The sequence below is a fragment of the Taklimakanibacter deserti genome (assembly GCA_003574785.1).
Map to the genome: position 1 here is coordinate 423,215 of QORU01000005.1, position 23,005 is coordinate 446,219.

26 protein-coding genes and 1 tRNA gene are annotated in these 23,005 nt (G+C 63.8%); 15 read left to right on the plus strand and 12 right to left on the minus strand.

The window, feature by feature from the left end:
• Positions 1 to 29: 29 nt before the first annotated feature.
• The gene (locus DS839_RS13065) at positions 30 to 254 is read left to right on the plus strand and encodes a sulfurtransferase TusA family protein (protein ID WP_119270760.1); all 225 of its coding nucleotides are present in this window, start codon (positions 30 to 32) and stop codon (positions 252 to 254) included.
• Positions 251 to 1,129 carry a dimethylarginine dimethylaminohydrolase family protein gene (locus DS839_RS13070; protein WP_119270761.1) on the plus strand — a complete coding sequence of 293 codons (879 nt, stop codon included), beginning with the start codon at positions 251 to 253 and terminating at the stop codon, positions 1,127 to 1,129. Before DS839_RS13065 ends, DS839_RS13070 begins: the two co-directional genes overlap by 4 nt.
• Before the next feature lie 17 nt (positions 1,130 to 1,146).
• Here the strand turns inward: DS839_RS13070 and DS839_RS13075 are convergent, their stop codons facing one another.
• Positions 1,147 to 1,782: a glutathione S-transferase family protein gene (locus tag DS839_RS13075; RefSeq protein WP_119270762.1), complete on the minus strand. Its 636-nt coding sequence runs from the start codon at positions 1,780 to 1,782 to the stop codon at positions 1,147 to 1,149.
• A gap of 137 nt (positions 1,783 to 1,919) precedes the next feature.
• Here DS839_RS13075 and DS839_RS13080 point away from each other — a divergent pair, with 137 nt between their 5' ends.
• Together DS839_RS13080 and DS839_RS13085 are read left to right on the plus strand one after the other, a co-directional pair.
• The gene (locus DS839_RS13080; RefSeq protein ID WP_119270821.1) at positions 1,920 to 2,633 is read left to right on the plus strand and encodes a helix-turn-helix transcriptional regulator; all 714 of its coding nucleotides are present in this window, start codon (positions 1,920 to 1,922) and stop codon (positions 2,631 to 2,633) included.
• Positions 2,634 to 2,678: 45 nt separating this feature from the next.
• Positions 2,679 to 3,170 (plus strand): YybH family protein, encoded by a 492-nt coding sequence (locus DS839_RS13085; RefSeq protein WP_119270763.1) that lies wholly within the window; start codon positions 2,679 to 2,681, stop codon positions 3,168 to 3,170.
• A gap of 59 nt (positions 3,171 to 3,229) precedes the next feature.
• On the opposite strand, the gene DS839_RS13090 is transcribed toward DS839_RS13085, so the two are convergent.
• The 4 genes from DS839_RS13090 to DS839_RS13105 all read right to left on the minus strand — a co-directional run bounded on the left by DS839_RS13090 (position 3,230) and on the right by DS839_RS13105 (position 7,148).
• Complete coding sequence (locus tag DS839_RS13090) at positions 3,230 to 3,577, minus strand: Spx/MgsR family RNA polymerase-binding regulatory protein (RefSeq protein WP_119270764.1); 348 nt, start codon at positions 3,575 to 3,577, stop codon at positions 3,230 to 3,232.
• A gap of 18 nt (positions 3,578 to 3,595) precedes the next feature.
• Entirely contained in the window at positions 3,596 to 4,723 is a 1,128-nt protein-coding gene (locus DS839_RS13095) for a CobW family GTP-binding protein (protein ID WP_119270765.1), read from the minus strand.
• A 113-nt stretch (positions 4,724 to 4,836) separates the two neighbouring features.
• On the minus strand, positions 4,837 to 6,117 hold the full coding sequence (locus DS839_RS13100) for a D-alanyl-D-alanine carboxypeptidase family protein (RefSeq protein ID WP_162918490.1): 1,281 nt from the start codon (positions 6,115 to 6,117) through the stop codon (positions 4,837 to 4,839).
• Between the two features lie 107 nt (positions 6,118 to 6,224).
• Positions 6,225 to 7,148 carry a dihydrodipicolinate synthase family protein gene (locus DS839_RS13105; protein WP_119270767.1) on the minus strand — a complete coding sequence of 308 codons (924 nt, stop codon included), beginning with the start codon at positions 7,146 to 7,148 and terminating at the stop codon, positions 6,225 to 6,227.
• Between the two features lie 494 nt (positions 7,149 to 7,642).
• Here DS839_RS13105 and DS839_RS13110 point away from each other — a divergent pair, with 494 nt between their 5' ends.
• Positions 7,643 to 10,465: an autotransporter domain-containing protein gene (locus tag DS839_RS13110; protein ID WP_162918491.1), complete on the plus strand. Its 2,823-nt coding sequence runs from the start codon at positions 7,643 to 7,645 to the stop codon at positions 10,463 to 10,465.
• Here DS839_RS13110 and DS839_RS13115 read toward each other — a convergent pair whose 3' ends face one another.
• The 3 genes from DS839_RS13115 to DS839_RS13125 form a co-directional block, all read right to left on the minus strand.
• Entirely contained in the window at positions 10,466 to 11,083 is a 618-nt protein-coding gene (locus tag DS839_RS13115; RefSeq protein ID WP_119270769.1) for a hypothetical protein, read from the minus strand. It lies immediately after the preceding gene.
• A complete protein-coding gene (locus DS839_RS13120; RefSeq protein WP_119270770.1) occupies positions 11,083 to 11,385 on the minus strand; it encodes a hypothetical protein in 303 nt (100 codons plus the stop codon). Before DS839_RS13120 ends, DS839_RS13115 begins: the two co-directional genes overlap by 1 nt.
• Positions 11,386 to 11,516: 131 nt before the next feature.
• Positions 11,517 to 11,602: transfer RNA gene (locus DS839_RS13125), tRNA-Leu, on the minus strand.
• Positions 11,603 to 11,750: 148 nt separating this feature from the next.
• Here DS839_RS13125 and DS839_RS13130 point away from each other — a divergent pair.
• Positions 11,751 to 12,977, plus strand: coding sequence for a bifunctional alpha/beta hydrolase/OsmC family protein (locus DS839_RS13130; protein WP_119270771.1), 1,227 nt, complete (start codon positions 11,751 to 11,753; stop codon positions 12,975 to 12,977).
• A 6-nt stretch (positions 12,978 to 12,983) separates the two neighbouring features.
• On the opposite strand, the gene DS839_RS13135 is transcribed toward DS839_RS13130, so the two are convergent.
• Positions 12,984 to 13,766, minus strand: coding sequence for a helix-turn-helix domain-containing protein (locus tag DS839_RS13135; RefSeq protein WP_119270772.1), 783 nt, complete (start codon positions 13,764 to 13,766; stop codon positions 12,984 to 12,986).
• Positions 13,767 to 13,871: 105 nt separating this feature from the next.
• Here DS839_RS13135 and DS839_RS13140 point away from each other — a divergent pair, with 105 nt between their 5' ends.
• The 5 genes from DS839_RS13140 to DS839_RS13160 all read left to right on the plus strand — a co-directional run bounded on the left by DS839_RS13140 (position 13,872) and on the right by DS839_RS13160 (position 16,486).
• Entirely contained in the window at positions 13,872 to 14,267 is a 396-nt protein-coding gene (locus tag DS839_RS13140) for a hypothetical protein (protein ID WP_119270773.1), read from the plus strand.
• 81 nt (positions 14,268 to 14,348) lie between these two features.
• Positions 14,349 to 14,768, plus strand: a complete 420-nt coding sequence (arfB, locus tag DS839_RS13145; RefSeq protein WP_119270774.1) for an alternative ribosome rescue aminoacyl-tRNA hydrolase ArfB — start codon at positions 14,349 to 14,351, stop codon at positions 14,766 to 14,768.
• Positions 14,769 to 14,782: 14 nt separating this feature from the next.
• Complete coding sequence (locus tag DS839_RS13150; RefSeq protein WP_162918492.1) at positions 14,783 to 15,355, plus strand: hypothetical protein; 573 nt, start codon at positions 14,783 to 14,785, stop codon at positions 15,353 to 15,355.
• 49 nt (positions 15,356 to 15,404) lie between these two features.
• Positions 15,405 to 16,013 (plus strand): YqaA family protein, encoded by a 609-nt coding sequence (locus DS839_RS13155; protein ID WP_119270776.1) that lies wholly within the window; start codon positions 15,405 to 15,407, stop codon positions 16,011 to 16,013.
• A gap of 8 nt (positions 16,014 to 16,021) precedes the next feature.
• Positions 16,022 to 16,486, plus strand: coding sequence for a disulfide bond formation protein B (locus DS839_RS13160; RefSeq protein WP_119270777.1), 465 nt, complete (start codon positions 16,022 to 16,024; stop codon positions 16,484 to 16,486).
• A 7-nt stretch (positions 16,487 to 16,493) separates the two neighbouring features.
• Here DS839_RS13160 and DS839_RS13165 read toward each other — a convergent pair whose 3' ends face one another.
• Positions 16,494 to 17,078, minus strand: coding sequence for an HNH endonuclease (locus DS839_RS13165; RefSeq protein ID WP_119270778.1), 585 nt, complete (start codon positions 17,076 to 17,078; stop codon positions 16,494 to 16,496).
• A gap of 56 nt (positions 17,079 to 17,134) precedes the next feature.
• Entirely contained in the window at positions 17,135 to 17,779 is a 645-nt protein-coding gene (locus tag DS839_RS13170) for a DNA-3-methyladenine glycosylase family protein (RefSeq protein ID WP_119270779.1), read from the minus strand.
• 38 nt (positions 17,780 to 17,817) lie between these two features.
• On the opposite strand from DS839_RS13170, the gene gluQRS reads away from it, so the two are divergent.
• Positions 17,818 to 18,666 (plus strand): tRNA glutamyl-Q(34) synthetase GluQRS, encoded by an 849-nt coding sequence (gene gluQRS / locus DS839_RS13175; RefSeq protein WP_119270780.1) that lies wholly within the window; start codon positions 17,818 to 17,820, stop codon positions 18,664 to 18,666.
• Here the strand turns inward: gluQRS and DS839_RS13180 are convergent.
• A complete protein-coding gene (locus DS839_RS13180; RefSeq protein WP_119270822.1) occupies positions 18,663 to 18,851 on the minus strand; it encodes a DUF1674 domain-containing protein in 189 nt (62 codons plus the stop codon). The genes gluQRS and DS839_RS13180 overlap by 4 nt on opposite strands.
• Before the next feature lie 54 nt (positions 18,852 to 18,905).
• Here DS839_RS13180 and htpX point away from each other — a divergent pair, with 54 nt between their 5' ends.
• The 3 genes from htpX to DS839_RS13195 all read left to right on the plus strand — a co-directional run bounded on the left by htpX (position 18,906) and on the right by DS839_RS13195 (position 22,968).
• A complete protein-coding gene (gene htpX / locus DS839_RS13185; protein WP_119270781.1) occupies positions 18,906 to 19,832 on the plus strand; it encodes a zinc metalloprotease HtpX in 927 nt (308 codons plus the stop codon).
• Positions 19,823 to 21,214, plus strand: a complete 1,392-nt coding sequence (locus tag DS839_RS13190) for an RsmB/NOP family class I SAM-dependent RNA methyltransferase (RefSeq protein ID WP_119270782.1) — start codon at positions 19,823 to 19,825, stop codon at positions 21,212 to 21,214. Before htpX ends, DS839_RS13190 begins: the two co-directional genes overlap by 10 nt.
• A 65-nt stretch (positions 21,215 to 21,279) precedes the next feature.
• The gene (locus DS839_RS13195; protein WP_119270783.1) at positions 21,280 to 22,968 is read left to right on the plus strand and encodes a heparinase II/III family protein; all 1,689 of its coding nucleotides are present in this window, start codon (positions 21,280 to 21,282) and stop codon (positions 22,966 to 22,968) included.
• The last annotated feature ends 37 nt before the right edge of the window (positions 22,969 to 23,005 follow it).

The window sequence follows — 23,005 nt, forward strand, 5'->3', positions numbered from 1 at the left end:
GTCGCCGGCGGGGCGGCTATAGTGCAGGGATGACCGAACACGAACTCGATGCCCAAGGCCTTTTATGCCCGCTTCCGGTGCTGAAAGCGCGCAAGCGCCTGGCCGGGCTAAAATCCGGCGAGACCTTGAAGCTCATTGCCACCGACCCCGCTTCCGTCATAGACGTTCCCCACTTCTGCAACGAACAGGGCCATGAGCTCCTCTCGCATGAGAAGGCGGAGGGCCGGCATATTTTCAGGATCAGGCGCAAATGAGTTTCGATTTCGGCAGCTTCAACAATTGGGGATCGCTCAAAAAAGTGGCGGTGCGCCCACCGTCGGTCGCCTTCAAGAGCGACGCGAGGCTCGATGCCGAATGGAAGCCGCTCAACTATCATTCGCGGCCCGACCTCGCCGAGGCGAACCGCGAATTCGCCCGTGTCGAGTCGATTCTGAAAGCGGCCGGCGCTGATGTCATCGCTCTGCCCGACGGCGACGGCCTGACGCTCGATTCGCTCTACACGCATGATGCGCTGATCGTGACACCGCGCGGCCTGGTGCGACCGCATATGGGCAAGCCGCAGCGGCGGCGCGAGGCACAGGTGAACGGCGCCCATCTCGAGACTTTGGGCTTTCCGATCGCCGGCGAGATCCAAGGTCCGGGCTCGGTCGAGGGCGGCGATCTCGTCTGGATCGACCGCCACACACTGTTGGCCGGCATCGGCTATCGCACCAATCGCGACGGCATCGCGCAATTGCGCAAGCTCGCCGGCTCCGATGTCGAGATCCTCGAATTCGACCTGCCGCACTACAAGGGCAAAAGCGACGTCTTCCATCTGATGTCGGTCCTGAGCCCGCTCGATAAGGATTTGGCGGTGGTCTATCTGCCGCTGATGCCGGTGCGGCTCGTGGAGTTCCTCGAAGCCCGCGGCATCGGCTTCGTCGAGGTGCCCAACGAGGAATTCGACAGCATGGGCTGCAATGTCCTGGCGATCGGTCCGCGCCATGCGATGATGGTGGCGGGCAACCCCGAGACCGAGCGGCGCATGAAGGCCGCGGGCGTCAGGGTCGAGGTCATCAAGGCGGACGAGATCTGTCGCAAGGGCGAAGGCGGCCCGACCTGCATGACCAGGCCGCTGGTGCGGGGTTAGGATCAGCCGGCCGGGGGCTAGGTGTTGATCGCCGCCTGAGCATCGAAAGCCCGCTTATAGGCAGGCCGCGCTTCGCCGCGGGCGACATAGGCGGCCAGGTTCGGAAATTCGTCCAGAAGGCCCGAGGCTCTCAGCCTGAGCAGCACCGACACCATCATCAAATCGCCCGCGCTGAATGCACCGTCGAGCCAGTCGGCGCCGCCCAGCCGGTCGGAAAGCTGCCGCAGCCGCTCGCGGACGCGATCCTTGACCAGAGACATCCGCTCCGTGCTCCAGGGCTTGTCGCTCTCCAGAATCCGGGCGGTTACGAACTCGAGGATCGGCAGCTCCACCGTGTTGAGCGCGGCAAACATCCAGGTGATCGCCCGCGCCCGGGCATCGGCATCCTGCGGCAGCAGGCCTGAATGGCGCTGGGCGAGATGGAGCACGATCGCTCCCGTTTCGAACAAAGCGAGATCGCCTTCCTCATAGGTCGGAATCTGGCCGAACGGATTAAGCGCCAGATGTGCCGGTTCCTTCATCGCCTGAAACGAAACCAGCCGAACCGCGTAAGCCTGGCCCACTTCTTCGAGCGCCCAGCGAACCCGCGTATCACGCGCCAGTCCCTTGCCGCCATCGGGAGACCGTTCAAAGGCGGTAATGGTGATGGTCATCGCGAAGCTCCTCCTGGCGAAAGCCATTGGCGACGGGGCTGACGAGCTGTCAAGGCAAACCGTATTCGCCGCTTTTTCGATATCGCAATCATTGATAAGATCGGCGAGTTTTCACGGCGAAAATGACGGAGGCTGGCATTTCACGGGCCGAACGACTCCTGAACTTGATAGAGGAACTCAGACGCCATCGTCGCCCTGTTCCGGGGATCGACTTGGCGCGAGCGTTGCATGTTTCGATCCGCACCCTCTATCGCGACATTGCCTCATTGCGAGCGCTGGGGGCCGGTATCGAGGGAGAGCCGGGCCTCGGATATGTTCTGCGCTCGGGATTCCTTTTGCCGCCGGTCATGTTCACGGTGGAGGAGGTGGATGCTCTCATTCTCGGGTCGCGCTGGGTAGCCGACAGGGCCGACAAGCCATTGGCGGTAGCCGCGCGCAGGGCCATGGCAAGATTGAGCGCAGTCATGCCCAATGAGCTCGTCGATCGTGTTGAAGCGCAATATCTCCTCGTCGGGCCGAGTGCGTATTCTTCGCGAGAGACCATCGATATGTCGGTCGTAAGGCGAGCGATCCACCGCGAACGCAAGCTGCTCATTCACTATAGCGATAGTGCAGGCAAGAATTCCGAACGTGTCATATGGCCTTTTTTGCTCAGCTACTTTGACGGCGGGCGGCTCATTTCGGCATGGTGCGAGCTGCGCGATGGCCTGCGGCATTTTCGTACGGACCGCATTTCGTCACTTTCGGAAATGTCGTCGCGCTATCCACGCCGCCGCCACGATCTCATCAAGCTTTGGCGCGAGTCCGAAGCCCTCGGCCCGTGCAAACAGATGACTACTGCCGTTTTCTGACATGTGGGCACATTAGGTTTCCTCACCGTTGCTGGAGGAAATCAAATGACATCGAAGGCCTTTTACAGGCTGACATGCCTCGCCTTTGTGATGCTTGGCACCCCGTCGATTTACGCCCAGTCACCAGACAATCAGGAAAGCCCGACAATGGAACACGACCAGATCCAATCTACGATCGACAGGAATAATTCAGCGGTGGCCGCGCGTGATATTGAGGGCATTCTTGCCACTTATGAGCCAGATGCCGTCGTTGTCGGCCAACCCGGCAAGCCCGCCATGGGAACGCCGGCACTGCGTGAGGCTTTCAAACAATTCCTGGCGCTCGATCCCAAGCTTGACGTTGCGCGCCATGAAGTCATCCAGGCGGGCGATATCGCCCTTCATTCCTACACGTGGAAAATGTCGGGAAAAGTACCCGGCGGAGCGCCGATCGAGCAAAGCGGACTTTCGGTGGTGGTCCTGCGCAAACAGCCTGACGGGCGCTGGCTGATGGTGATCGACAACCCCTTTGGCGATCATCTTCTGCCCAAGAACTGACATCGGGTTGAAGTATTGGCGGGCTGAGGGGTCACCTGCGAAGCTGCCCCCTCGACTCGCTACCCGATGAATCCCTTCACCTTGTCGGAGAAGCCGACGGTCACCGAGCCGTCCCGGTGCTCGATGAGCGGCCTCCTGATGAGCGAGGGGTTCTTCATCGCCAGCGTCACCGCCTTGGCCTCGGTGAGATTCTCGGTTTCCGCCGCCGGCAGGCCGCGCCAGGTATAGCCGGCACGGTTGATCATCTTCTCCCAGCCGCCCAAAGCCTTCGACCATTTGGCCACTTGCTCCTTCGACAGCTTGTCCTCCTTCACATCGGTGAAGTCGTAAGCCTTCTTCTTCTTGTCGAGATAGTCCATGGCCTTCTGGCACGTGGTGCATTTCTTGAGGCCGAACAATTTGAGCATCAATCGAACTCCAGTGGGTTAGCCGAGTGAAAGGGTCTTGTCGGTGTGGAAGGCGCCGGCGCCCGAGACCTCGTCGGTAAAGGCCTTGAACAGCTCCTCGATCTGGCGCTTCTCGATATCCTTGACGATGAACACCAGCCGCGTGCGCTCATCGCCGTCGGGCCAGTTGGGAAGGCGCACCGGCGGATGATAGATATGCTGCACGCCATGCAGCACGATGGGCCGCTCCGGATCATCGGCGACCTTCACGATCCCTTTCATGCGCAGCATGTTGGCGCCGTGATAGGACTGGAGCAGGCCTAAGAACATATCGAGCCCTTGCGGGCTGATGGCGCGCGCATCGGCAAAGCTGAAGGAGCGGATATGGTCGTCATGGCGCGACACGTCGTGATGCTCATGGTCGTGATCGTGATGATGCTCATGATGGCGATGGCGGCGGCGCTTTTCACCCGCGGCATAGGCCTGGGCATTGAGCCAGGCCTTGGCGTCGAGCGACTTGGTTTCGGGATTGTAGAGGCCGCTGTTCAAGAGCCGCGCCGCGGTGGCTTCGCCCCGGTGCGTGGTGAGGATGCGCGCCGCCGGGTTGAGCGCCCGGAGCCGGCCGATCAGCGAATGGAGCGCGTCCTCGCCTTCGCGGCCGGTGAGGAGATCGAGCTTGGTCAGCACCAGCCGGTCGGCAACCGCCGCCTGCTTCACCGCTTCCCTATGGGCATCGAGCGTCGCCTCGCCCGCGACACCGTCGACGACCGTGACGACGCTTTCGAGCCGGCAACGGGAGAGGAGATCGGGTTCGCTCATCACCGTATGCAGCACGGGAGCGGGATCGGCGAGGCCGGTCGTCTCGATGACGATGCGGTCGAAGGCCTTGATCTCGCCCTTATCGCGCCGCGCGATGAGCTTGAGCATGGTGTCGATGAGATCGCCGCGAATGGTGCAGCACAGGCAGCCCGACGACATCTCGAACACATTCTCATCCGAGCGCTCGACCAGCAGGTGGTCGAGGCCGATCTCGCCGAACTCGTTGATGATGACCGCGGCGTCCGCGAGCATCGGGTCCTTCAGCAGGCTGTTGAGCAAAGTGGTCTTACCGGCGCCGAGGAAGCCGGTGATCACCGAGACGGGAAGGATCTGGGGGTCGCTGCTCATAGGCCGCTGATATAGGCGATGGGGGGCCTGCCGTCAGCCCCTGCCGGGTCCGCTCCCGCTCATGGGCGGGTCAACCGGGCCGCATGACGTCGCGGGAAGGGGCCTTGAGCCCCCTACCTCTTCTTTTTCCGGCGCGCCTTCTTTTTCTTGGGCGGGGCGACATCGCCCTGCGAGGCGGCGGGCTGGATGCGCTCTTCGGTGGCGCGCGCAAGTGCTGCGATCGAGGCGAAGCTTTCCGGCGTCATCACGTCGCAATAGCTGTTCTGCTTCTTGAAGGCGGTGCAGACCGAGAGCGAGGAGGCCTGGTCGAGGTTCCATACCATGGCGTTGAAGCCGTTGGCGCCGGGGACCTTCACCACCCCGCTGGTCGATTCCTGGATCAGGTCGCGCACGCCGAGGAGGCGGCCGCGCAGCGCCATGTCGGCGGTGGCGGGCTTGTCATAGGAGCCGAAGGACACACCCCAGCCGGTGAGGGTCGATGCCTTGGCGACGGGTGTGGGCTTGCCTCGGCACACGATCTGGGTGAGGTCGGCAGGCACCAAAGCGCCGAGCTGCGTATTGGCGATCGCGCCGATGCGCATCTGCTGCGGCTGCGGCGGCTTGGCGAAGCCCGAGGTCAGCATCATCTCGGCGAGGTCGGCGCGTTCCCTGCCGCCCGAGGCGCCGAGCACGATGGCGATGAGCTTGCGGCCGTTGTCGGTCGCCGAGGCGACGAGATTGAAGCCGGAACTGCAGACGAAGCCGGTCTTCATGCCGTCCGCCGTCTTCATTTGCCTAAGCAGCGCATTGCGGTTGCGCAATTGCCTTTTGCCGAGGCTCACCGCGGCTTGCGAGAAGTAATGGGCATGCTCGGGGAAATCGCGCAGGAGCGCCGTCGCCAGCATGCCGATGTCGCGGGCGCTCGTCACTTGCCTTGCGTCGAACAGGCCGTTGGGATTGGCATAATGCGTCGCCGTCATGCCGAGGCGCGCAGCTTCGGCATTCATCAGCTTGGCGAAGTTCTGATAGGTGCCGCTGGCGCCTTCGGCCAGCACATAGGCCATGTCATTGGCGGAATAGACGAGCAGCATCTGCAGCGCGAGATCGACGGTGATGGTGGTGCCGGACTTCATGCCGACCTTGCTCGGCGGCTGGCTCGAGGCGAGCTCCGACACGGTGAGCTTCTGATCGAGCTGCATTTCCCCGCGCTTGAGCTTGTGAAAGATGACGTAGGCCGTCATCAGTTTGGTGAGCGAAGCGGGATACCAGGGCTCGCCGGCGCGATCCTGCGACACGACTTCGCCGGTCGCGGGATCGAACAGCAGAGAGGGGCCGGCACCGGCAAGGACAGGCGTTGCGGCAAAGCTCACCGCAACGAACAAGCTCATGGCTTTGAGACGTAACCGTGCCGCCACAATGTCTTCCTCTCAACTTATAAAGCGCCCGTCTCTTGAGCCGGAGTACCGTACTCCTTGTTCAAGATCAATGGCGTAGCGGATGCAGGCTCCCGCGGACCGGGAACCTAAGCTAGAATTTTGTCGAGATTAGGCATTTTAAGGCTCAGATCGTTAAGATTCGTTTTGAGTCCGTCCCAATCCTCATCGGCGAGTTCCGTGAGCGGCGGCCGCATGGTCTTGAAGGCCGGCGCCTTGCCATATTCGGCGACCGTGCGCTTGAGGGCTGGGATCATGGCGACGCTCTCATAGGCCTTGCGCATCTGATTGAGCGCCTGCTGCTTGGCATCGGCCTCAGGCGTGGTGCGTGTCTCATAGAGATTGACGATGGCGCCCGGATGGATATTGGCCATGGCCGAGATACAGCCCGCTCCGCCATGCCGCATGGTCTCGAGCAGGAACTTTTCCGAGCCGCAGAAGGTGCGGAAGCTCGGAAGCGCCTCCAATAGCGCCTTGCTGTAGACGAAATCGCCGCCCGAATCCTTGATGCCGACGACCGTCGAGGGATAGGCCTTGACCAGCCGCTCGATCAGCGTGAGGGGGATCGGGACGCCGGACACTTGCGGGATGTGATAGAGGCAGACCTTGAGCGCTTGATCGCCGACGCGCTGGATCGCTTCCGCATAGAAGGCGAAGAGCCCGTCTTCCGACACTGATTTGTAATAGAAGGGCGGCAGCATGAGAACCGCCGCCGTCTTGGCCTTGGCCGCGGCCTGGCAGAGCGCCACCGCATCGGGCAGCGCGCAGGCGCCGGTGCCGGGCATCATCTTGTCGGGCGGCAATTCGGCCTCGATCAGGCGGGCGAGAAGCTCGAGCTTTTCCCCGACGGTGAGCGAATTCGCTTCCGAATTCGTGCCGAACACGGCGAGCCCCGCCCCTTGCGTCAGGATCCAACTGCAGAATTTGACGAACAGATTGGCATCGATCGCGAGATTCTTGTCGAACGGTGTCAGGACCGGCGAGAAGACGCCGGCGAGAGTGTCATGGGCCATGGGAGCGCGCGGGGTCGGTTGGATGGAGGTTGCCTCCTGCCTTAGTGCCCGCCTTTGCCCGGCAAGTCAAAGGGGAGTTCGCGTCTGCACGCTCCTGAGGATTTTTTCCTGCGCGCTTACGCTGCGCCGCCGGCCCGGTCGACCGCCGCGGCCCTCGTCAGGCCGCCGCTCGGGACGTTTTCCCCGCCGCCGTTGCATATGCACCACAAGCGGCCGTCGCACGGGGTGGCCGCGAGATGTTACACGGCTGTCGGTGAACAGGGCCGCGCAGATCTTCGGAAGAGGTTGAGAACGTCTGTACGCCGTGGTCCGCCATCCCGCTCAGTGCGGCGAAGTGTCGGCTTGAAGCGAACAGGTTCGCAGCCTCCTACGAAATCTGAATCGGAGGCGTCGCCGACGGTGTTGTTCGATCACAACAGGTCGTTGAATTGAAACGGATCGGCCGATATCTCTCTGTCCCGGCGCATCGCAATCACGCAATGATGGGGGAAGATATGGCAGGCAAGATAATCTGGTTGGGCGGCACTGCGCCCCGGGCTCTGGCGGCGGCGGCAGGCGGCTTCCTCTTGGCGCAAGCGGCGATGATGGCGCCGGCCCATGCCGATCCCTGCATCGGCGCGGCCGACGACGCGCATTCGACGGTCTGCGCCAACGGCTCGACCAACGTGCAGCTCACCTATCCGGACAGCAACGAAGACTATGAAGGCGGCGACTTCACCTTGCGTCTGGACAATCACGACGTCGTTAACGGTGGCATTCTTTTCGAAGATCTCGACGCGGGTGACGGGACGGTCACCTTGCAGAATGGCAGCGACGCGATCAATGCGGGCGGCAGCGGCATCGATGCCAAGGCCGATGAGGCGGGTGAAGATCTCACGATCAACGTCGAGACCGGCAGCTCGGTAACCGGCGGCACCAATGGCATCAATGTGCTCAGCGAAGAGGGGAACGTGACGGTCAAGACGGAGGTGGGGACCTCGGTCAGCGGTGGCCTTGCCACCGCCAATACCGCCGGCATCAATGCAGTGGCGGGGGAGCAGGGCTCCGTCTCGGTGACCGCGGAAGGCACGGTGAGCGGCAGAACCGGCATCTTTGCGTCGGCCGATTCCGGCACGGTCAGCGTCGCCACAGGCGAAAAGTCCCAGACAGGCGGCAGCATTACCGGCATTCACGCGCAAAGCAATCAGGGCGGCGCTGTCACGGTCACCACGGGCAAGGAGTCGGACGTCCAGGGCTCCGGCCAGATCGGCATTGAAGTGGGTACCAATGCCGGCGGCGACATAACGGTCACCACGGGTGAAAAATCTCGGACGACGGGCGTCACGGAAGGCATCCAGGCGATCGGCTTCAACGCCGGCGCGATCACGGTCAACACCGGCGCCGGCTCCGAGATTGGTGGGGGCAGTGACGACGGCATCGACGCGACCAGCTTTGCCGATGGCGTCGTCAAGGTGACGACGGGAGCGAGCGCGAAAGTCAATGGGGGCGACAACGGCATTGAAGCGGCAAGCGGTTCCGGGAATGTCTCCGTCACGATCGGCCAAGGCTCCGAAACGAAGGGCGGGCTGAGCGGAATCAAGGCCACCACAGGTGCCGGTGCCATCATCAGCGTCACCAATGACGGCACCGTCGCCGGCACGAAGGCGGGCATCGAGGCGGCGAGCGGCGTCGGCGCCATCCAGATGATCAATCGCGGAACGGTAGCGAATGTGAGCGGGCTCGCCCAGGATCTGGCGATTCTCGCCTCCGGCGGTTCCGCCGAGATCGACAATACCGGCCTCATCACCGGACGCATCGAGACCGGCGGCATCGCCGACAAGATGGACAATGACGGCACCTGGACCACCAGGGGCACCAGCAATTTCGGCGCCGGCGCCGATGTCGTCAACAACAACCAGAAAATCGCCGTCGGGACCAACAGCGCGGTCGCCGAGACCGCCCGCTTCCAAAGTCTCGAGACCTTGAACAATGCCGGCAAGATCCTGCTCGCCGACCAGGCCGCCGGCGCCGCCAATATCTCGGACCGGCTCGAGACCAGCGGCAACTATGTCGGCCAGGCCGGCGCCGAGCTCCATGTCGATGCATCCCTGGGCGGTCCCGCATCGCTGTCCGACGTCCTGGCGGTCGGCGGCAACACGTCCGGCGTGACCCGGATCGTGTTGAACGACATCAATCTGGGCCCCGGCGCCTTCAATCCGACCGGCATCCTGGTGGTCGACGTGGCGGGCATCGGTCATGAAGGCGATTTCGTCCTGGCGAATGGACCGATCGACAAGGGTCTTTTCGTCTATGACCTCGTCTTCAACAATACCGATCAGGCCAACGACCAGTTCCGGCTCGTCTCTTCGGCCGATGAGGAGGTCTTCGAGACCCTGGCCACGGTCGCGTCGAGCCAGGAAATCTGGCGCGATACGGCCAATGCCTGGGAAGGGCGCCAGCAAGTGCTGCGCGACCGCATTGCCGATCGGGTTTTTGTATCGGTGGTGGCCGATCCACCGCTGCCGGGCGACGTTGCGGCGGAAAGCAGCCTGTGGTTCCAGGCTCTGGGCAGCTGGACCGACCGCAACGCCCGGATCTCAGGCTTCGATCTCGACTATAGCCATTCGGTCTATGGCTTCGTCGCCGGCGCCGATGCCGGGATCAGCCTCGGCGATGACGGCACTTTCATTCTGGGCGTGCTGGCGGGCTATGTCGACTCCTCCCTCGACTTCGATCAGAGCTCGACCTCGATCAAGACGGAAGGCGCTACGCTCGGCGTCTATGCGAGCTTCCTCACGGGCGGCTTCTTCGCCAATATCCTGCTCAAGGCCGATGTGCTCGACCTGGATTATTCGGCGCCGTCGCTGGCGCCCGCCAATGACCATGACAATACCGACGTGGCCTCGCTCGGCGGCCGCGCCGATATCGGCTTCCGCTTCGGCGAGAGCCTGTTCGTCGAGCCCATGCTCTCGCTCGATGCGATCTCGACCAAGATCAACAAATTTTCGATCGGCGGCTCCGATATCGATCCTGGCACCAATGACAGTATGCGGGGCGGCGCCGGCCTGCGTCTGGGCATCGATGCGGAAATGATCAGGACATCGGTCGCCGGCCGGGTCTGGGACGTCTTCGACGGCGACAACGAGATCGACATCATATCCACCGGGCCGGTGCTCGCCATAACGGACGACACGCTGGACGGCGTCTATGGCGAAGTCGTGGGCCAGATCGATCTCGATCTCTCCTCCAGCACCGTCCTCTTCGCCCGGGGCAGCTATCTGTTCAGCGACGACATCAGCAAGCCCTCGGTCTCGGGCGGCCTCAGTTTCTTCTGGTGATCAGCCAGGCTTCACCGGAGACATGGCGATCATCCGCCGCCTGATCTCATCGCCGCTCGTCACCGAGCCGGCGATGAAGCGCGAATATTCATGGAGAACGCGCAGATCGGCGATGATCGCGTCATCGCTGCCATATTCGAACAGGCCGCCTTCGCTCGACGCCCCTACGACACCACCTGCGGCCGTGAGCTTCTCCAGGAGCCGCTCCAGATCCTGAGCTGTGTTCCAGTCGTAGTCGTGATGGACGAAGGCGGCATCGACGCCCGCGAGCGGGTTGTCATCCTCTTTCAGGACGGCGAGCGCATTGGCGCCGAACAACGCGCCGTCCTCATTGCGGTCGAGGACATGGATCACGATCGGCCGCTGCAGCAGTCGCGGCTCTCTGTGCTTCAAGAGGATCAGGCTGTTGATGGAATCGAGCGCCGGCCCGCCGGTGACATTGACGAGGTGCAAGGGGGCATCGCTCGCGAAGGCCTGGTCCGCGGCGATCGCCTCGGCGATGAGGCTCGCCACTTGCTGCGTCCTGAGGCGCATCAGCGTGATGTGCGGCGAGGCGGCGAAGCGGCGGTCGGCCGGGCTGTCGAAAGGCGGCACCAGATTATCGGCGCCGAGCTTCATCACATAGGTGCTGAGCCCGTCGAGATAGGGTTGAACATGGCGGCGGCGAGCCGCGATTTCCGCGCCAACCGGCGCAGCAGGAAGCGCAAGAGGAAGGGAGGGATCCAGCCGCGTTGCCGGTCATCGCTGAGAAAAGCTCGGCTGCGCGCGGCGCGTGCGGCTTCGTCATCGGCGACCGCGAAGCGGGGATGGGTCACATCGATGATCGGCAGGTCGTGGCCGGCGCGGGTGCAGGCGTGAAGAACCCCGCCAGTACCTTTTGGCGTCGCTTCGGCAATCGCGGGACGGGATGAAGATGCCATACGGCCCTCCTGCTGCTAAAGCTTCGGAGGGCATGCAGGATGGCTTGCCGAGCCGTAGCTCGCGGAAACAGGCCCGCCTTCGCCCTTTGGGCTCCGGCGCAGCAACCTTCGCACGCTTCGCGAGCGAAGGCTGGTGCCCCTGGAGGGACTCGAACCCCCACGCCCTTGCGAGCAACAGATTTTGAGTCTGCCGCGTCTACCATTCCGCCACAGAGGCCAAACCAGGGGCAGGGTGTAGAGGCAGGTCGGCCCTCCCGTCAACCGCAAAGCGCGCCCGGACCTAAGGGACTGCCGCCGGCCCCTTTTGGTGCGTTATATAACGCCAAGGAGGGCAGGTCGGCCCACCGCAGGGGAGAAACCAGTCCATGGCGAGCCAGTCATTCGAGTTTCAAAGCCCCAAGGGATACCGGCTTTCCGGCCGCATCGAACAGCCCGAGACGACGCCGCGCGGCTGGGCGATCCTCGCCCATTGCTTTACCTGCGGAAAGGAGAGCCTCGCCTCGGTGCGGGTGGCGCGCGCCCTGGCGCTCAACGGGATCGGCGTGCTGCGCTTCGACTTCGCCGGGCTCGGGACCAGCGGCGGCGCGTTCGCCGATGCAACCTTCGCCGCCGATGTCGGCGACCTGGTCGCCGCCGGCGCGGCGATGGCAGCTTCCGGCATGGCGCCGACGCTGCTTATCGGGCACAGTCTCGGAGGCGCCGCCGTTCTGGCGGCCGCCGGCGAGATGCCGATGATCAAGGCGGTTGCCACGGTCGCGGCCCCGTCCGATGTGGCGCATGTGCTGCATCACTTCGATGCGGACAGCCTCAGGCGCATAGAAGCCGAGGGCGAGGCCGAGGTGAGCTTGGCCAATCGTCCTTTTATCCTGCGCAAGGGCTTCATCGACGATGTCCGCCGACATGATCTCGAGGCGCATATCGCCAAGCTTCACCGGCCATTGCTGATCCTGCACGCCCCGCGCGATACGACGGTCGGCATCGAGAACGCAGGCCGCATATTCGCCGCCGCCAAGCATCCGAAGAGCTTCGTCTCGCTCGACGACGCCGACCACTTGCTGACCCGGCGCGCCGATGCCGATTATGCCGCCACGATCATCAGTGCCTGGGCATTGCGCTGTCTTCCGCCGCTGATGGAGGATCTGCCTCAGGTCGAAGAGGCTCACGGCGTCATTGCCGAGGAGACGGGAAAAGGCGCCTATCAGCTGGCGATGCGCAGCGGCCGGCATCGCTTTCTTGCCGACGAGCCGGAGAGCGTCGGCGGGATGGGCAGCGGGCTTTCGCCCTATGAACTGGTGTCCGCCGGCCTTGCCGCCTGCACGACGATGACGATGCGGATGTATGCCGAGCGCAAGGGCTACAGGCTGACGCGGGCGCGCACCGTGGTGACGCACTCCAAGCGCCCTGACGAGGTGCGGGCCGATCTCTTCACCCGAACGATCACGCTCGAGGGCCCGCTCGACGACGAGCAGCGCCAGAAGATCCTCGCCATCGCCGATCGCTGTCCTGTCGACCTGACACTGATCCGCGGGTCTGACATCGAGACCAGTCTCAACGACAGTGAGGCGAACACCGCTGCGCTGGCGTCCAGCTGATCGCGCTCACACGAGGGCGTGCAAGGCCCGGGCGGTTTCGGGATCGGCCGGGAAGAGGCTTTCCAGCGCCAGTTCCGACAAGGTCACATCGACCGGCGTCCCGAACACCGTGGTGGTGGAGAGGAAGGAGAGGACGTCCTCTCCCGCTTTGAGGCGGAGCGGCACCACGACGCCGCCATAATCGGCATGCGGCCGGGCGCTCGCGGGATGCGGATAGGCGGCAAGCTCGGCGAGGAGGGCGATGAGGACCGGATCGCCGGTCACGTCGATCTGCCGGCGCAGGCGGTCGAGAAGATGCGCCCGCCATTCGCTCAAATTCTCGATGCGGGTGCTGAGGCCTTCGGGATGCAGGCTGAGGCGCAGGACATTGACCGGCGGCTGGGCGAGGTGGGCCGCGACGCCCCCCATCAGCTTCATCGCCGTGTCATTGGCCGCAATGAGGGTCCAGTGCCGGTCGATGGCAAGCGCCGGATAGGGCGCGTGGCCCTTGAGGATGAGGTCGATCGCCTGGCGCGCCGCGGCGAGCGAGGGGTCGTCGAGCTTCCGTTCGGCAAAGGCCGGCGCATAACCCGCCGCGAGCAGCAGCATATTGCGCTCGCGCAAGGGCAGGTCGATCACCTCGGCGAGCTTCAGCACCATGCCGCGCGACGGCACCGAGCGGCCGGTCTCGATGAAGCTCAGATGGCGGGTCGAGATCTCCGCCTCGCCGGCAAGATCGAGCTGGCTCAGCCGCCGCCTTGTCCGCCAGTCGCGCAACTGCTCGCCGAATGTCTTTGCCGCTTCGCTCATACCCGGACGATACCCCATGGACAAAGGCATCTCCATGACCTCAGAGGTAATCGACTTGCCTCTCTCTCCTTTCCATCATGGACCTATCGAAGAAAGGAGACGACCATGTCGACCAGCCATCCCCAATTCCTGCGCTATGTCCTGATCGCCGATGCCATTGCCAGCGGCGCCACCGGCGCCCTGATGATTCTCGGCGCGAGCTTCCTCTCAGGGCTGCTCGCCATTCCGGGCGGCCTTATTTTCGAGGCCGGCCTCATTCTCGTGCCCTATGTCCTCTTCGTCGCCATCATCGCGGGCCGGCCTGTCATTCCGGTGAAGCCCGTATGGTTCATCATCGCCTGCAATGCGCTGTGGACCTTAAGCTCGCTCGTCCTGCTGGTGAGCGGCCTGATCGCGCCCAATGCGCTGGGCTATGCCTTCGTGCTCGTACAGGCCGTCGTGGTGGCGGTTCTGGGCGAGCTGCAATATGTCGCGCTGCGCCGAAAGGCTGTTGCGGCCTGACGAAAGCATGAGACCTTTTCCCGAACACCTGTGGGAGAAGGTCTCTCTTACCTTGAGGCGGAATCGCGCTAGATTGCCGCGATGATCCGCATCACGGCCACCCTATCCATCCCTGACGACGCGCTCAGCGAGCGCTTCATCCGCGCTTCCGGTCCCGGCGGCCAGAATGTCAACAAGGTTTCGACCGCGGTCGAGTTGCGCTGCGATCTCAAGCGCGCCGATCTGCCGCTCGACATGATGCAGCGTTTGCAGCTTCTGGCCGGGCGCCAGCTCACCCTCGACAATGTCCTCGTCATCACCGCCGACACGCATCGCTCGCAGGAGCGCAATCGCGCCGAAGCCTTGGGCCGCCTTACCGCCCTTCTGAAGCGCGCCGCAGTCAGGCCCAAGAAGCGCATCGCCACCAGGCCGACCAAGGCGTCCAAACAGCGCCGGCTCGACGCCAAGGCGCGCACGTCCCGGGTCAAATCTCTGCGCCGCGTGCGTCCCGCCTTCGATTGAGGAGAGCATTCTTCGTGCACATCACCATGGCGCCAGACGAGTGGAAGACGTTCGACGGTTTCATCCGTTGTGCCGAGCGCTATGTGGAGTTCGGCTCGGGCGCCAGCACCGTGCAAGCGGCGGCGCAAGTGAAGGATTGGGTGGTCGCTTTCGATTCATCGCAAAGCTGGCTCGATCGGGTGGCCGAGGCTTGCCGCGAAAGGAAGACGCGCCTCACGCCCACGCTCTCTTATGTCGACATCGGCGAAACCGGCGAATGGGGCTTTCCCAAAAGCGAGACTTCACGCGACCGCTGGCCGCTCTATCATTCGAGCATGTGGGGAGATCCGCGTCTCGCCGAAGCCGATCTCTATCTGATCGACGGGCGTTTCCGCCTCGCTTGTTTCGGGCAAGTTCTGCTCCATTGTGGCGAGCGCGCCTTTATCGCCTTCCACGATTATGCATCGCGGCCTCATTACCAGGCGGCCGCGGGCCTCGCTCGCGAAGTGCTGCGTGTCAATGACCTGTCGATCTTCATGCGTCCCGCCGCTTTCGATCGCAGACTGGCGCAGCGTCTGATCGCTGATCACGCCCATGACCCACGCTAAAAGATAAGCCTCGACGGAAAAGCTCAACGCCGCTACACACCTCCCCTTCATGCTTCGTGCCCTTTATGACTGGACCTTGTCGCTCGCCGCCCGCAAGACGGCGGAAATATGGCTTGCCGTCATCGCTTTCATCGAGAGCTCGGTCTTCTTGATCCCTGCAGATGTCCTCTATCTGCCTATGGCGCTGGCGCGGCCCGAGCGCGCCTATCGCTACGCCATCGTGGCGACCGTGGCCTCGACCTTGGGCGGCATTGCCGGATATTTCCTCGGGCTTTTTGCCTATGACGCGCTGGCGCGTCCGGTGCTCGATTTTTACGGCAAGCTCGACGAGTTCGAGCAATTGCGCCAATGCACCGGCGAAGACACGATCATGCTGCTCCTGGTGACGTCGGGTCTCGCCCATTTGCCGCCGATCAAGGTCGTCACCATCCTGGCGGGCGTCGTCCAGATCAGCTTCGGCTTCTTTGTCCTCTCCTGCATCATCGCCAGGGGTGCCCGCTTCATGGCGCTCGCCTGGGCCATGCGCCGCTATGGCGAACCGATCCGCCACTTCATCGAGAAGCGCCTGGGCCTGATCGCCGGCCTTGCCGCCGCCATACTCATCCTGCTCTACTTCGCCGCCAAGTATCTCGGAGGGGGCGCGCTCGCCGCCTGTTGATTTAGACAATGATGATCACCCAGCGCAGTGCCTTGCTGATCATATTCATCGTCAGCCTGCTGACGATCATCGGCGCGTTCCTGTTTCAATGGGCGGGCTATGCACCCTGTCCGCTCTGCCTGCAGCAGCGCTGGGCCTATTATGCGGTGATCCCCTTGAGCCTCATTTTCGCCGGCATCGCGCGCAGCAACGCCGGCATCGCCCGCTTCGGACTCCTGCTCTTGGCGCTCATCCTCATCGCCAACAGCATCTTCGGCATTTATCACGCCGGCGCCGAATGGAAGTTCTGGCCGGGGCCCGACACCTGCGGCGGCGCCCTGGGCGATGGCCTGCCGACCCTCACCAACGAGCCGGTGGTGCGCTGCGATGAGGCGGCGATCCGGATCCTGGGTCTGTCGCTCGCAGGCTGGAATGCGGTGATCTGTGCGGCGCTCGCGGCTGTCGCGCTTAGAGGCGCATCAAGACACGGCTGACGACCGATTAAGGCTCCAGCTCGGTATCCCAGTAGAGATAGTCCTGCCAGCTGTCATGCAAGAAATTGGGCGGAAACATCCGCCCATTGGCATGGAGCTGGCTGATGGTCGGCCGGATCGGTTTATGGGCCGGCCACATTTCCGCCTCGCGCGGCAATTGCCCGCCCTTCCTGAGATTGCAGGGCGAGCAGGCGGTGACGACATTGTCCCAGGTCGTCTGGCCGCCTTTCGAGCGCGGGACGACATGGTCGAAGGTGAGGTCGCGGCGGTCGCCGCAATATTGGCAGGTGAAGCGGTCGCGCAGGAACAGATTGAACCGGGTGAAAGCGGGGTTGCGCGCCGGCTTCACATAGGTCTTGAGGGAGACGACGGAAGGGATGCGCATCTCGAAAGCGGGGCTGCGCACGACGCGCTCATACTCCGAGACGATGTTCACACGGTCGAGGAACACCGCCTTGATGGCATCCTGCCAGCTCCAGAGCGACAGTGGATAATAGCTCAGAGGCCTGTAATCCGCATTCAGCACCAATGCGGGGCATGCTTCCGGAGATATGGTTGGATGGTGAGCTCCGGCACCGTCCTCCTGTAACATGGGTTCATATTCTACATCTTGTGTGTCAGGGCTGTGAAGGCCCTTTATGACAGTCTCTAGGACACCGCCTGCGGCAGGCCCTTGAGACTGCGGTAGTGAGCCCAGAGCAGCCTCGCGGCGATCGACCGCCAAGGTCGCCAAGTTTCGGCCAAAGACAGCATGGCACGGGAATCCGGCCTTTTCGTGAGCCCGAAGAGGTCGGCGGCCGAGGCCTGGAGCGCCAGATCCCCGGTCGGCCAAGCATCGGCCCGGCCGAGGCAGGAGAGCACATAGATATCGGCGGTCCAGGGCCCGATGCCGGGGAGGGCGGTGAGCGCCGCGATCGCCTCTTCGTCGGAATGAAGATGGAGCGAATCGACCCTGAACTCGCCTCTATGGGCGGCCCGCGCCAGGGCATGGAAGGTGCGGCTCTTGGCGCCGGAGAGGCCGAGCTTCATGAGCGTCGCATGCCGGCGCCGCAGGATCGCCTGCGGGTCGAGCGGCGCCAGCTCGCGCTCGATCCTGCGCCAGATCGCATCCGCCGCCCGGAGCGAGATCATCTGCTCGGTGACGATGCGCAAGAGGCCCGGCAGCCCGCCCGGCGCCCGCCTGAGCGGCGGCAGGCCGGTCGCGCCGATGACGCGGGAGAAACGCGGCTCATGGGTGAGCAGCCACTCCACCCCTTCGACCAGGTCGGCTTCGCTCTCGATGGTCCTGTGCATGGCGCGTGTTATAGAGCATCCCGAAACCAAGAATAGTCATGAGCCCACCCGTTTTCCGTTTCGCCCCCAGCCCCAATGGCCGCTTGCATCTGGGCCATGCTTTTTCGGCCCTGCTGAATGAGAAGATGGCGCGCGCGACGGAAGGCCGCTTCCTGTTGCGCATCGAGGATATCGACACCATCCGTTGCACACCCGCGCTCACGTCGCTGATGCTGGCCGATCTCGGCTGGCTCGGCCTCCAGTGGGAAGAGCCGGTTCTACGCCAGAGCGCGAATCTCGGCGATTATCACGCGGCCCAGCAGACCTTGCGCGATCGGGGCCTCCTCTATCCCTGCTTCTGCTCGCGCCAGGACATTGCGCGGGCAGTTGGGGACGAAGCGTCGCGCGATCCCGAAGGCCAGCCGCTTTATCCCGGCACCTGTCGGCACATGACGAAGGAAGACCGCAGCCAACGCCTGGCGCGCGGCGATCCGGCGGCCTGGCGCATCGACATGAGCCGGGCGCTCGCCGAGCTTCCGGCACACCTCACCTTCAGCGAGGAAAGCTCGGGCTCAGCGGTGAACGAGATCGCTCGCCCGGAAGGCTGGGGCGACGTCGTGCTCGTGCGCAAGGACATCGGCACCAGCTATCACGTCGCGGTCGTGATCGACGATACGCGCCAGGGCGTCACCCATGTGGTGCGCGGCCGCGATCTCTTCCACGCGACATCGATCCACCGCCTGTTGCAGCATCTCCTGCGCTTGCCGGTGCCGCGCTATTTCCATCACGCGCTCATCAATGACGAGGCGGGGCGCAAATTGTCGAAGAGCCTCGGCAGCCGATCGTTGAGCGACCTTCGCCAGGAAGGGGTGTCTGCGACGGATGTCCGGAAAGCGCTGGGTTTCTAGAAGTCGCTGGCGATGCCCTTCACTTCCCAGTCGCCGAAGCGCGTCGGTTCCGGACCGTCGCGGCCGTTAACTTCCCTGGGAAGATCGGGCACTTGCGCTGCCTTGCGCCGAGCGGCCGCCTCGGCAAGTGCACGTTGCGCCGCCGCGGGAAGGTCCTTTCCACTCTTGTCGTAGAGGTCAGCCATACCCATCATATAGGGACTGAATTGCATCTGGTGCAAGGCAACGGAGACAGTTTGATGAATGTGATGCGGACCGGAATTCTGCTGGCGGGGCTCGTGGCCCTGTTCCTGGCTGTTGGCTATGCCATTGGCGGCCAGACCGGCATGCTGATCGCGCTCGTCTTCTCGGTCGGCATGAACGCCTTTGCCTATTGGAATTCCGACAAGATGGTGCTCTCGATGCATGGCGCGCGCCAGATCGACCGCGCCGCATCGCCGGACTTCTACGATATGATCGAGCGGCTTTCCCGCAATGCCGGACTGCCCATGCCCAAGGTCTATGTCATGGACAACCCGCAGCCCAACGCCTTCGCCACCGGGCGCGATCCCGAGCATGCCGCGGTCGCCGCGACCTCAGGGCTGCTGTCGAGCCTGAGCTATGACGAGATCGAGGGCGTGATGGCGCATGAGCTCGCCCATATCCGCAACCGCGACACGCTGATCATGACGGTGACGGCGACCATCGCCGGCGCCATTTCCATGCTCGGCAATTTCGCCTTCTTCTTCGGCGGCGGCGACCGCGACCGCAATGGGGGCTTGGGCATGATCGGCACCTTGCTCATGATCATCGTCGCTCCGCTTGCCGCCATGCTGGTGCAAATGGCGATCAGCCGCACCCGCGAATATTCCGCCGACCGCGCCGGTGCCGAGATCTCCGGCAAGCCGATGGCGCTCGCCTCGGCGCTCGCCCGCATTTCCAATGCGGCGCACCATGTCGAGAACGATACGGCCGAGGCCAATCCGGCTACCGCCCATATGTTCATCATCAATCCGCTGTCGGGCCGTCGCATGGACAATCTGTTCTCGACCCATCCCGCAACCGAGAACCGCATCGCCGCCCTGAAGCAGATCGCCGGTGAAATGGGCGGGGCGGCGCCGCAAGCGCAATCGAGCGGTCCCTGGTCAGGCGGACCGGCGCGTCCTAATAAGGGCCCATGGGGCTGAGCGCGGCAAAGCATCGCAAGAACGACAAGGCAGGACTGGCGGCGCGCCGCGCCGCTCTTGCCATTCTGTCGGCCGTTCTCGATGACGCGCGGCCCGTCGACGATGCCTTGATGCAGCTCCATGCGGCGGGTCTCGAGCCGCGCGACCGCGCTTTCGTCGTGGCTCTGGTGCAGACCTCTCTGCGCCGCAAGGGCGAGAGCGAGGCGATCATCGCTCGCTTTCTCACAAAGAAGCTGCCGCGCAAATCGGGCAATGCCGCGCTGATCCTGTTTCTGGGGACGACGCAGCTTCTCTATCTCGAAACGCCGGCCCATGCGGTGATCGATCTTGCCGTGACGCTGGCGCGCGAGGATCGCGATGCCCGCCACTTCGCCAATCTCATCAATGCGGTGTTGCGCAAGCTCGTCGATGTGAAGCCGATCGACCGGCCGCGCCTCAATGTGCCGGACTGGCTGTGGCGGCGCTGGACGAAGACCTATGGCAACGACATCGCCGAAGCGATCGCCCACGCTCATCTCGCCGAGCCGGCGCTCGATCTCTCGGTCAAGTCGGATCCAGAAGCTTGGGCGAAAGCCTTGAACGGCATCGCCCTGCCGACGGGCTCCGTGCGGCTCAAGGACAGATCGGGTGCGATCGAAGGTCTACCAGGCTTCGGCGATGGCGCCTGGTGGGTCCAGGATGCGGCCGCCGCTTTGCCGGTGCGGCTCCTGGGCGACGTTGCGGGGAGAACGGTGCTCGATCTCTGTTCAGCACCCGGCGGCAAGACGGCGCAGCTTGCCGCACGTGGCGCCAAGGTGACGGCGGTCGATCAGTCGGCGCCGCGCATGGCGCGCGTCAGTGAGAATCTCGATCGGCTGAAGCTTGCAGCCGAGCTTGTTGTCGCCGACGTCCTGGAATTTCCGTCGGACCGGCTCTTTGATGCGGTGCTGCTCGACGCGCCGTGCTCGGCCACGGGCACGATCCGCCGCCATCCGGAACTGCCTTTCATCAAGAGCGAGCAGCAGATCGCGGAACTCGTGGAGTTGCAGGCGCGCCTGCTTGCACATGCGGCAAAACTCGTCAGGCCTGGCGGAAGCCTCATCTATTGCACCTGTTCGCTCGAGCCTGAGGAAGGCGAGGACCAGGTCGAGCGCTTTCTCGGGGGCCATCCCGACTATGGCCGCGTGAAGCTGGCGGTGGAGGATGTCGCGGGTGAGAGCCGGTTCATTACGCCCAAGGGTGATCTGCGAAGCTTGCCGTCGATGAATATCGGCCAGGATCAAGGGCTTGACGGTTTTTACGCCGCCCGCTTGGCGCGCCTTGTGACGGCGCTTCCCGCCAAAGTGGGTACCGGTTTGGCGATAGAGGAAGCGCCCAAGAGAATGTCGTTAGCCAATCCTTAACCTTAAGCTCATCCAATGGCCGGACAGCCCCATCCGTCCACAGATCGAGCCGTTGAACGACGCCCATGTTGCGTGCCCTTGAGTCCCGTTTCGAAGTGTTCGGCGCCCTCAGGGCGGCGCTTGGCGCCACCTTGCAACCTATTGAAAGAGCGCAGGATTTTGGAAGCCGGCTGCTGCGGCGCTGGCGCCCGTCGAAGCTCGTCAGGCCGATCATTCCGCTCGTCCTCGGCAATCCCGATCTCGGCCACCAGATCTATCGCAACCGTTTCGTGCTGGCGGGCCAGGCGATCTCCGGCGGAACCCACAGCATCTTCGCAAAACCGGTGCTCGAGCCCGCCTGGCTCATCGAGCTCCATGGCTTCGCCTGGCTCGCCCATCTCGAGGCCGCTGGGTCCGCCATGCATCGCGCCTATGCGCGCACTCTCGTCCTCGATTGGGTGAACGAGGCGCGCAACCTCCCCAAGGAAGCGAAACACCCCGACGTGGCGGCCGTGCGGCTGATGGCCCTGGTGCGTCATGCGCCCTTCCTTCTCAAGGGTGCGAGCTCTTCCTTCGAGGACAAGTTCCTGCGCCTCATTGCGCGCGAGACAACGCAAATGGCGCATGAGCCGGGCCGCATCGAAGAGGCGCTGGCGCTCGCTTATGCGGTGACCGCCTTCGAATCCTCCGCCACTTTCCGCAGCCACGCCTATGAACGGCTGGAGACGGCGATCGCCGAGCAGATCCTGCCCGATGGCGGCCATGTGTCGCGCAATCCGGCGACGCTCTTGAAACTTCTTCTCGATCTCGTGCCCTTGCGTTCCGCCATCATCGCCGCGCGCGAGCCCTTGCCGAAGCGGCTCAATGCCGGCCTTGAGCGCATGCTACCGATGCTGCGCTTCTTCTCGCATGGCGATGACGGGCTCGCCGTCATCGAAGGCGTCGCCGATCCGTCGGTGCGCGAGATGCGCGCCGTCTTCGGTCAGGACACGACCCTTGGCCGTCCCGTCTCGCTCGCCGCCTATTCGGGCTTCAGCCGCATGGCGCATGGCGGCGCCACCGTCATCACCGATTTCGGCCCGGATGCCGCCTGCTCGGGTCCGCTCGCTTTCGAATTCTCCGACGGGCCCTCGCGCATCGTGGTCAATTGCGGGCTTCCCGCCGACGGCTCGAAGCGCTGGATCTATGCCGCTTCGGGACCGGCGGCGCATAACACGCTGAGCCTCGACTCTTATATTCTGGAGAGGTCGCAAGGACCTTTAAGCTGGCTGACCGGCAGCTTGCGCAAGACGCAAGTCGAGCGGCGCGGGGTGAGCGACAGCGGCAGCTTCGGCACCTTCTTTCGTGGCGGCAATGTGCTCACCGGCAATCTCCTGCATGAGCGCGATCTCTATCTGTCGGTGGCCGGCGATGATTTCCGCGGCGAGGACCGACTTGTCCGCGACGGCGCCAGCGATCCTGCCTTGATGGGCCTGCCTTATGTCCTGCGCTTCCATCTCCATCCGTCGATCAAGGCGACCCTGTCCAAGGACGGCGAGACGGTGATGCTGATTCTCGCCAACCGCACCGCCTGGCGCTTCGCCGCCAAGGGCTGCGTCATCGATCTCGCCGACAGCGTCTATCTGGCGGGCCTGCCGCAGCCGAGGCGGACCCAGCAGATCGTGCTCAAGGGCGTGATCGGCCGCCACGACCGGGTGAATTGGGCCTTCCGGCGGCTCGCCAAGCGCGACAAGCGGGAAACGCCCGGAAATAGGGCGCCGGAACTGCCTTTCTGATGGCATGGACAGTGGCCTGTGCTAGATCACGGGCCCT

Coding starts and splice junctions, on each gene's coding strand:
- DS839_RS13065 (WP_119270760.1), top strand. CDS start 30: ATGACCGAACACGAACTCGATGCCCAAGGCCTTTTATGCCCGCTTCCG.
- DS839_RS13070 (WP_119270761.1), top strand. CDS start 251: ATGAGTTTCGATTTCGGCAGCTTCAACAATTGGGGATCGCTCAAAAAA.
- DS839_RS13075 (WP_119270762.1), bottom strand. CDS start 1,782: ATGACCATCACCATTACCGCCTTTGAACGGTCTCCCGATGGCGGCAAG.
- DS839_RS13085 (WP_119270763.1), top strand. CDS start 2,679: ATGACATCGAAGGCCTTTTACAGGCTGACATGCCTCGCCTTTGTGATG.
- DS839_RS13090 (WP_119270764.1), bottom strand. CDS start 3,577: ATGCTCAAATTGTTCGGCCTCAAGAAATGCACCACGTGCCAGAAGGCC.
- DS839_RS13095 (WP_119270765.1), bottom strand. CDS start 4,723: ATGAGCAGCGACCCCCAGATCCTTCCCGTCTCGGTGATCACCGGCTTC.
- DS839_RS13105 (WP_119270767.1), bottom strand. CDS start 7,148: ATGGCCCATGACACTCTCGCCGGCGTCTTCTCGCCGGTCCTGACACCG.
- DS839_RS13110 (WP_162918491.1), top strand. CDS start 7,643: ATGGCAGGCAAGATAATCTGGTTGGGCGGCACTGCGCCCCGGGCTCTG.
- DS839_RS13115 (WP_119270769.1), bottom strand. CDS start 11,083: ATGAAGCTCGGCGCCGATAATCTGGTGCCGCCTTTCGACAGCCCGGCC.
- DS839_RS13120 (WP_119270770.1), bottom strand. CDS start 11,385: ATGGCATCTTCATCCCGTCCCGCGATTGCCGAAGCGACGCCAAAAGGT.
- DS839_RS13130 (WP_119270771.1), top strand. CDS start 11,751: ATGGCGAGCCAGTCATTCGAGTTTCAAAGCCCCAAGGGATACCGGCTT.
- DS839_RS13135 (WP_119270772.1), bottom strand. CDS start 13,766: ATGAGCGAAGCGGCAAAGACATTCGGCGAGCAGTTGCGCGACTGGCGG.
- DS839_RS13140 (WP_119270773.1), top strand. CDS start 13,872: ATGTCGACCAGCCATCCCCAATTCCTGCGCTATGTCCTGATCGCCGAT.
- arfB (WP_119270774.1), top strand. CDS start 14,349: ATGATCCGCATCACGGCCACCCTATCCATCCCTGACGACGCGCTCAGC.
- DS839_RS13155 (WP_119270776.1), top strand. CDS start 15,405: ATGCTTCGTGCCCTTTATGACTGGACCTTGTCGCTCGCCGCCCGCAAG.
- DS839_RS13160 (WP_119270777.1), top strand. CDS start 16,022: ATGATGATCACCCAGCGCAGTGCCTTGCTGATCATATTCATCGTCAGC.
- DS839_RS13165 (WP_119270778.1), bottom strand. CDS start 17,078: ATGTTACAGGAGGACGGTGCCGGAGCTCACCATCCAACCATATCTCCG.
- DS839_RS13170 (WP_119270779.1), bottom strand. CDS start 17,779: ATGCACAGGACCATCGAGAGCGAAGCCGACCTGGTCGAAGGGGTGGAG.
- gluQRS (WP_119270780.1), top strand. CDS start 17,818: ATGAGCCCACCCGTTTTCCGTTTCGCCCCCAGCCCCAATGGCCGCTTG.
- DS839_RS13180 (WP_119270822.1), bottom strand. CDS start 18,851: ATGGCTGACCTCTACGACAAGAGTGGAAAGGACCTTCCCGCGGCGGCG.
- htpX (WP_119270781.1), top strand. CDS start 18,906: ATGAATGTGATGCGGACCGGAATTCTGCTGGCGGGGCTCGTGGCCCTG.
- DS839_RS13190 (WP_119270782.1), top strand. CDS start 19,823: ATGGGGCTGAGCGCGGCAAAGCATCGCAAGAACGACAAGGCAGGACTG.
- DS839_RS13195 (WP_119270783.1), top strand. CDS start 21,280: ATGTTGCGTGCCCTTGAGTCCCGTTTCGAAGTGTTCGGCGCCCTCAGG.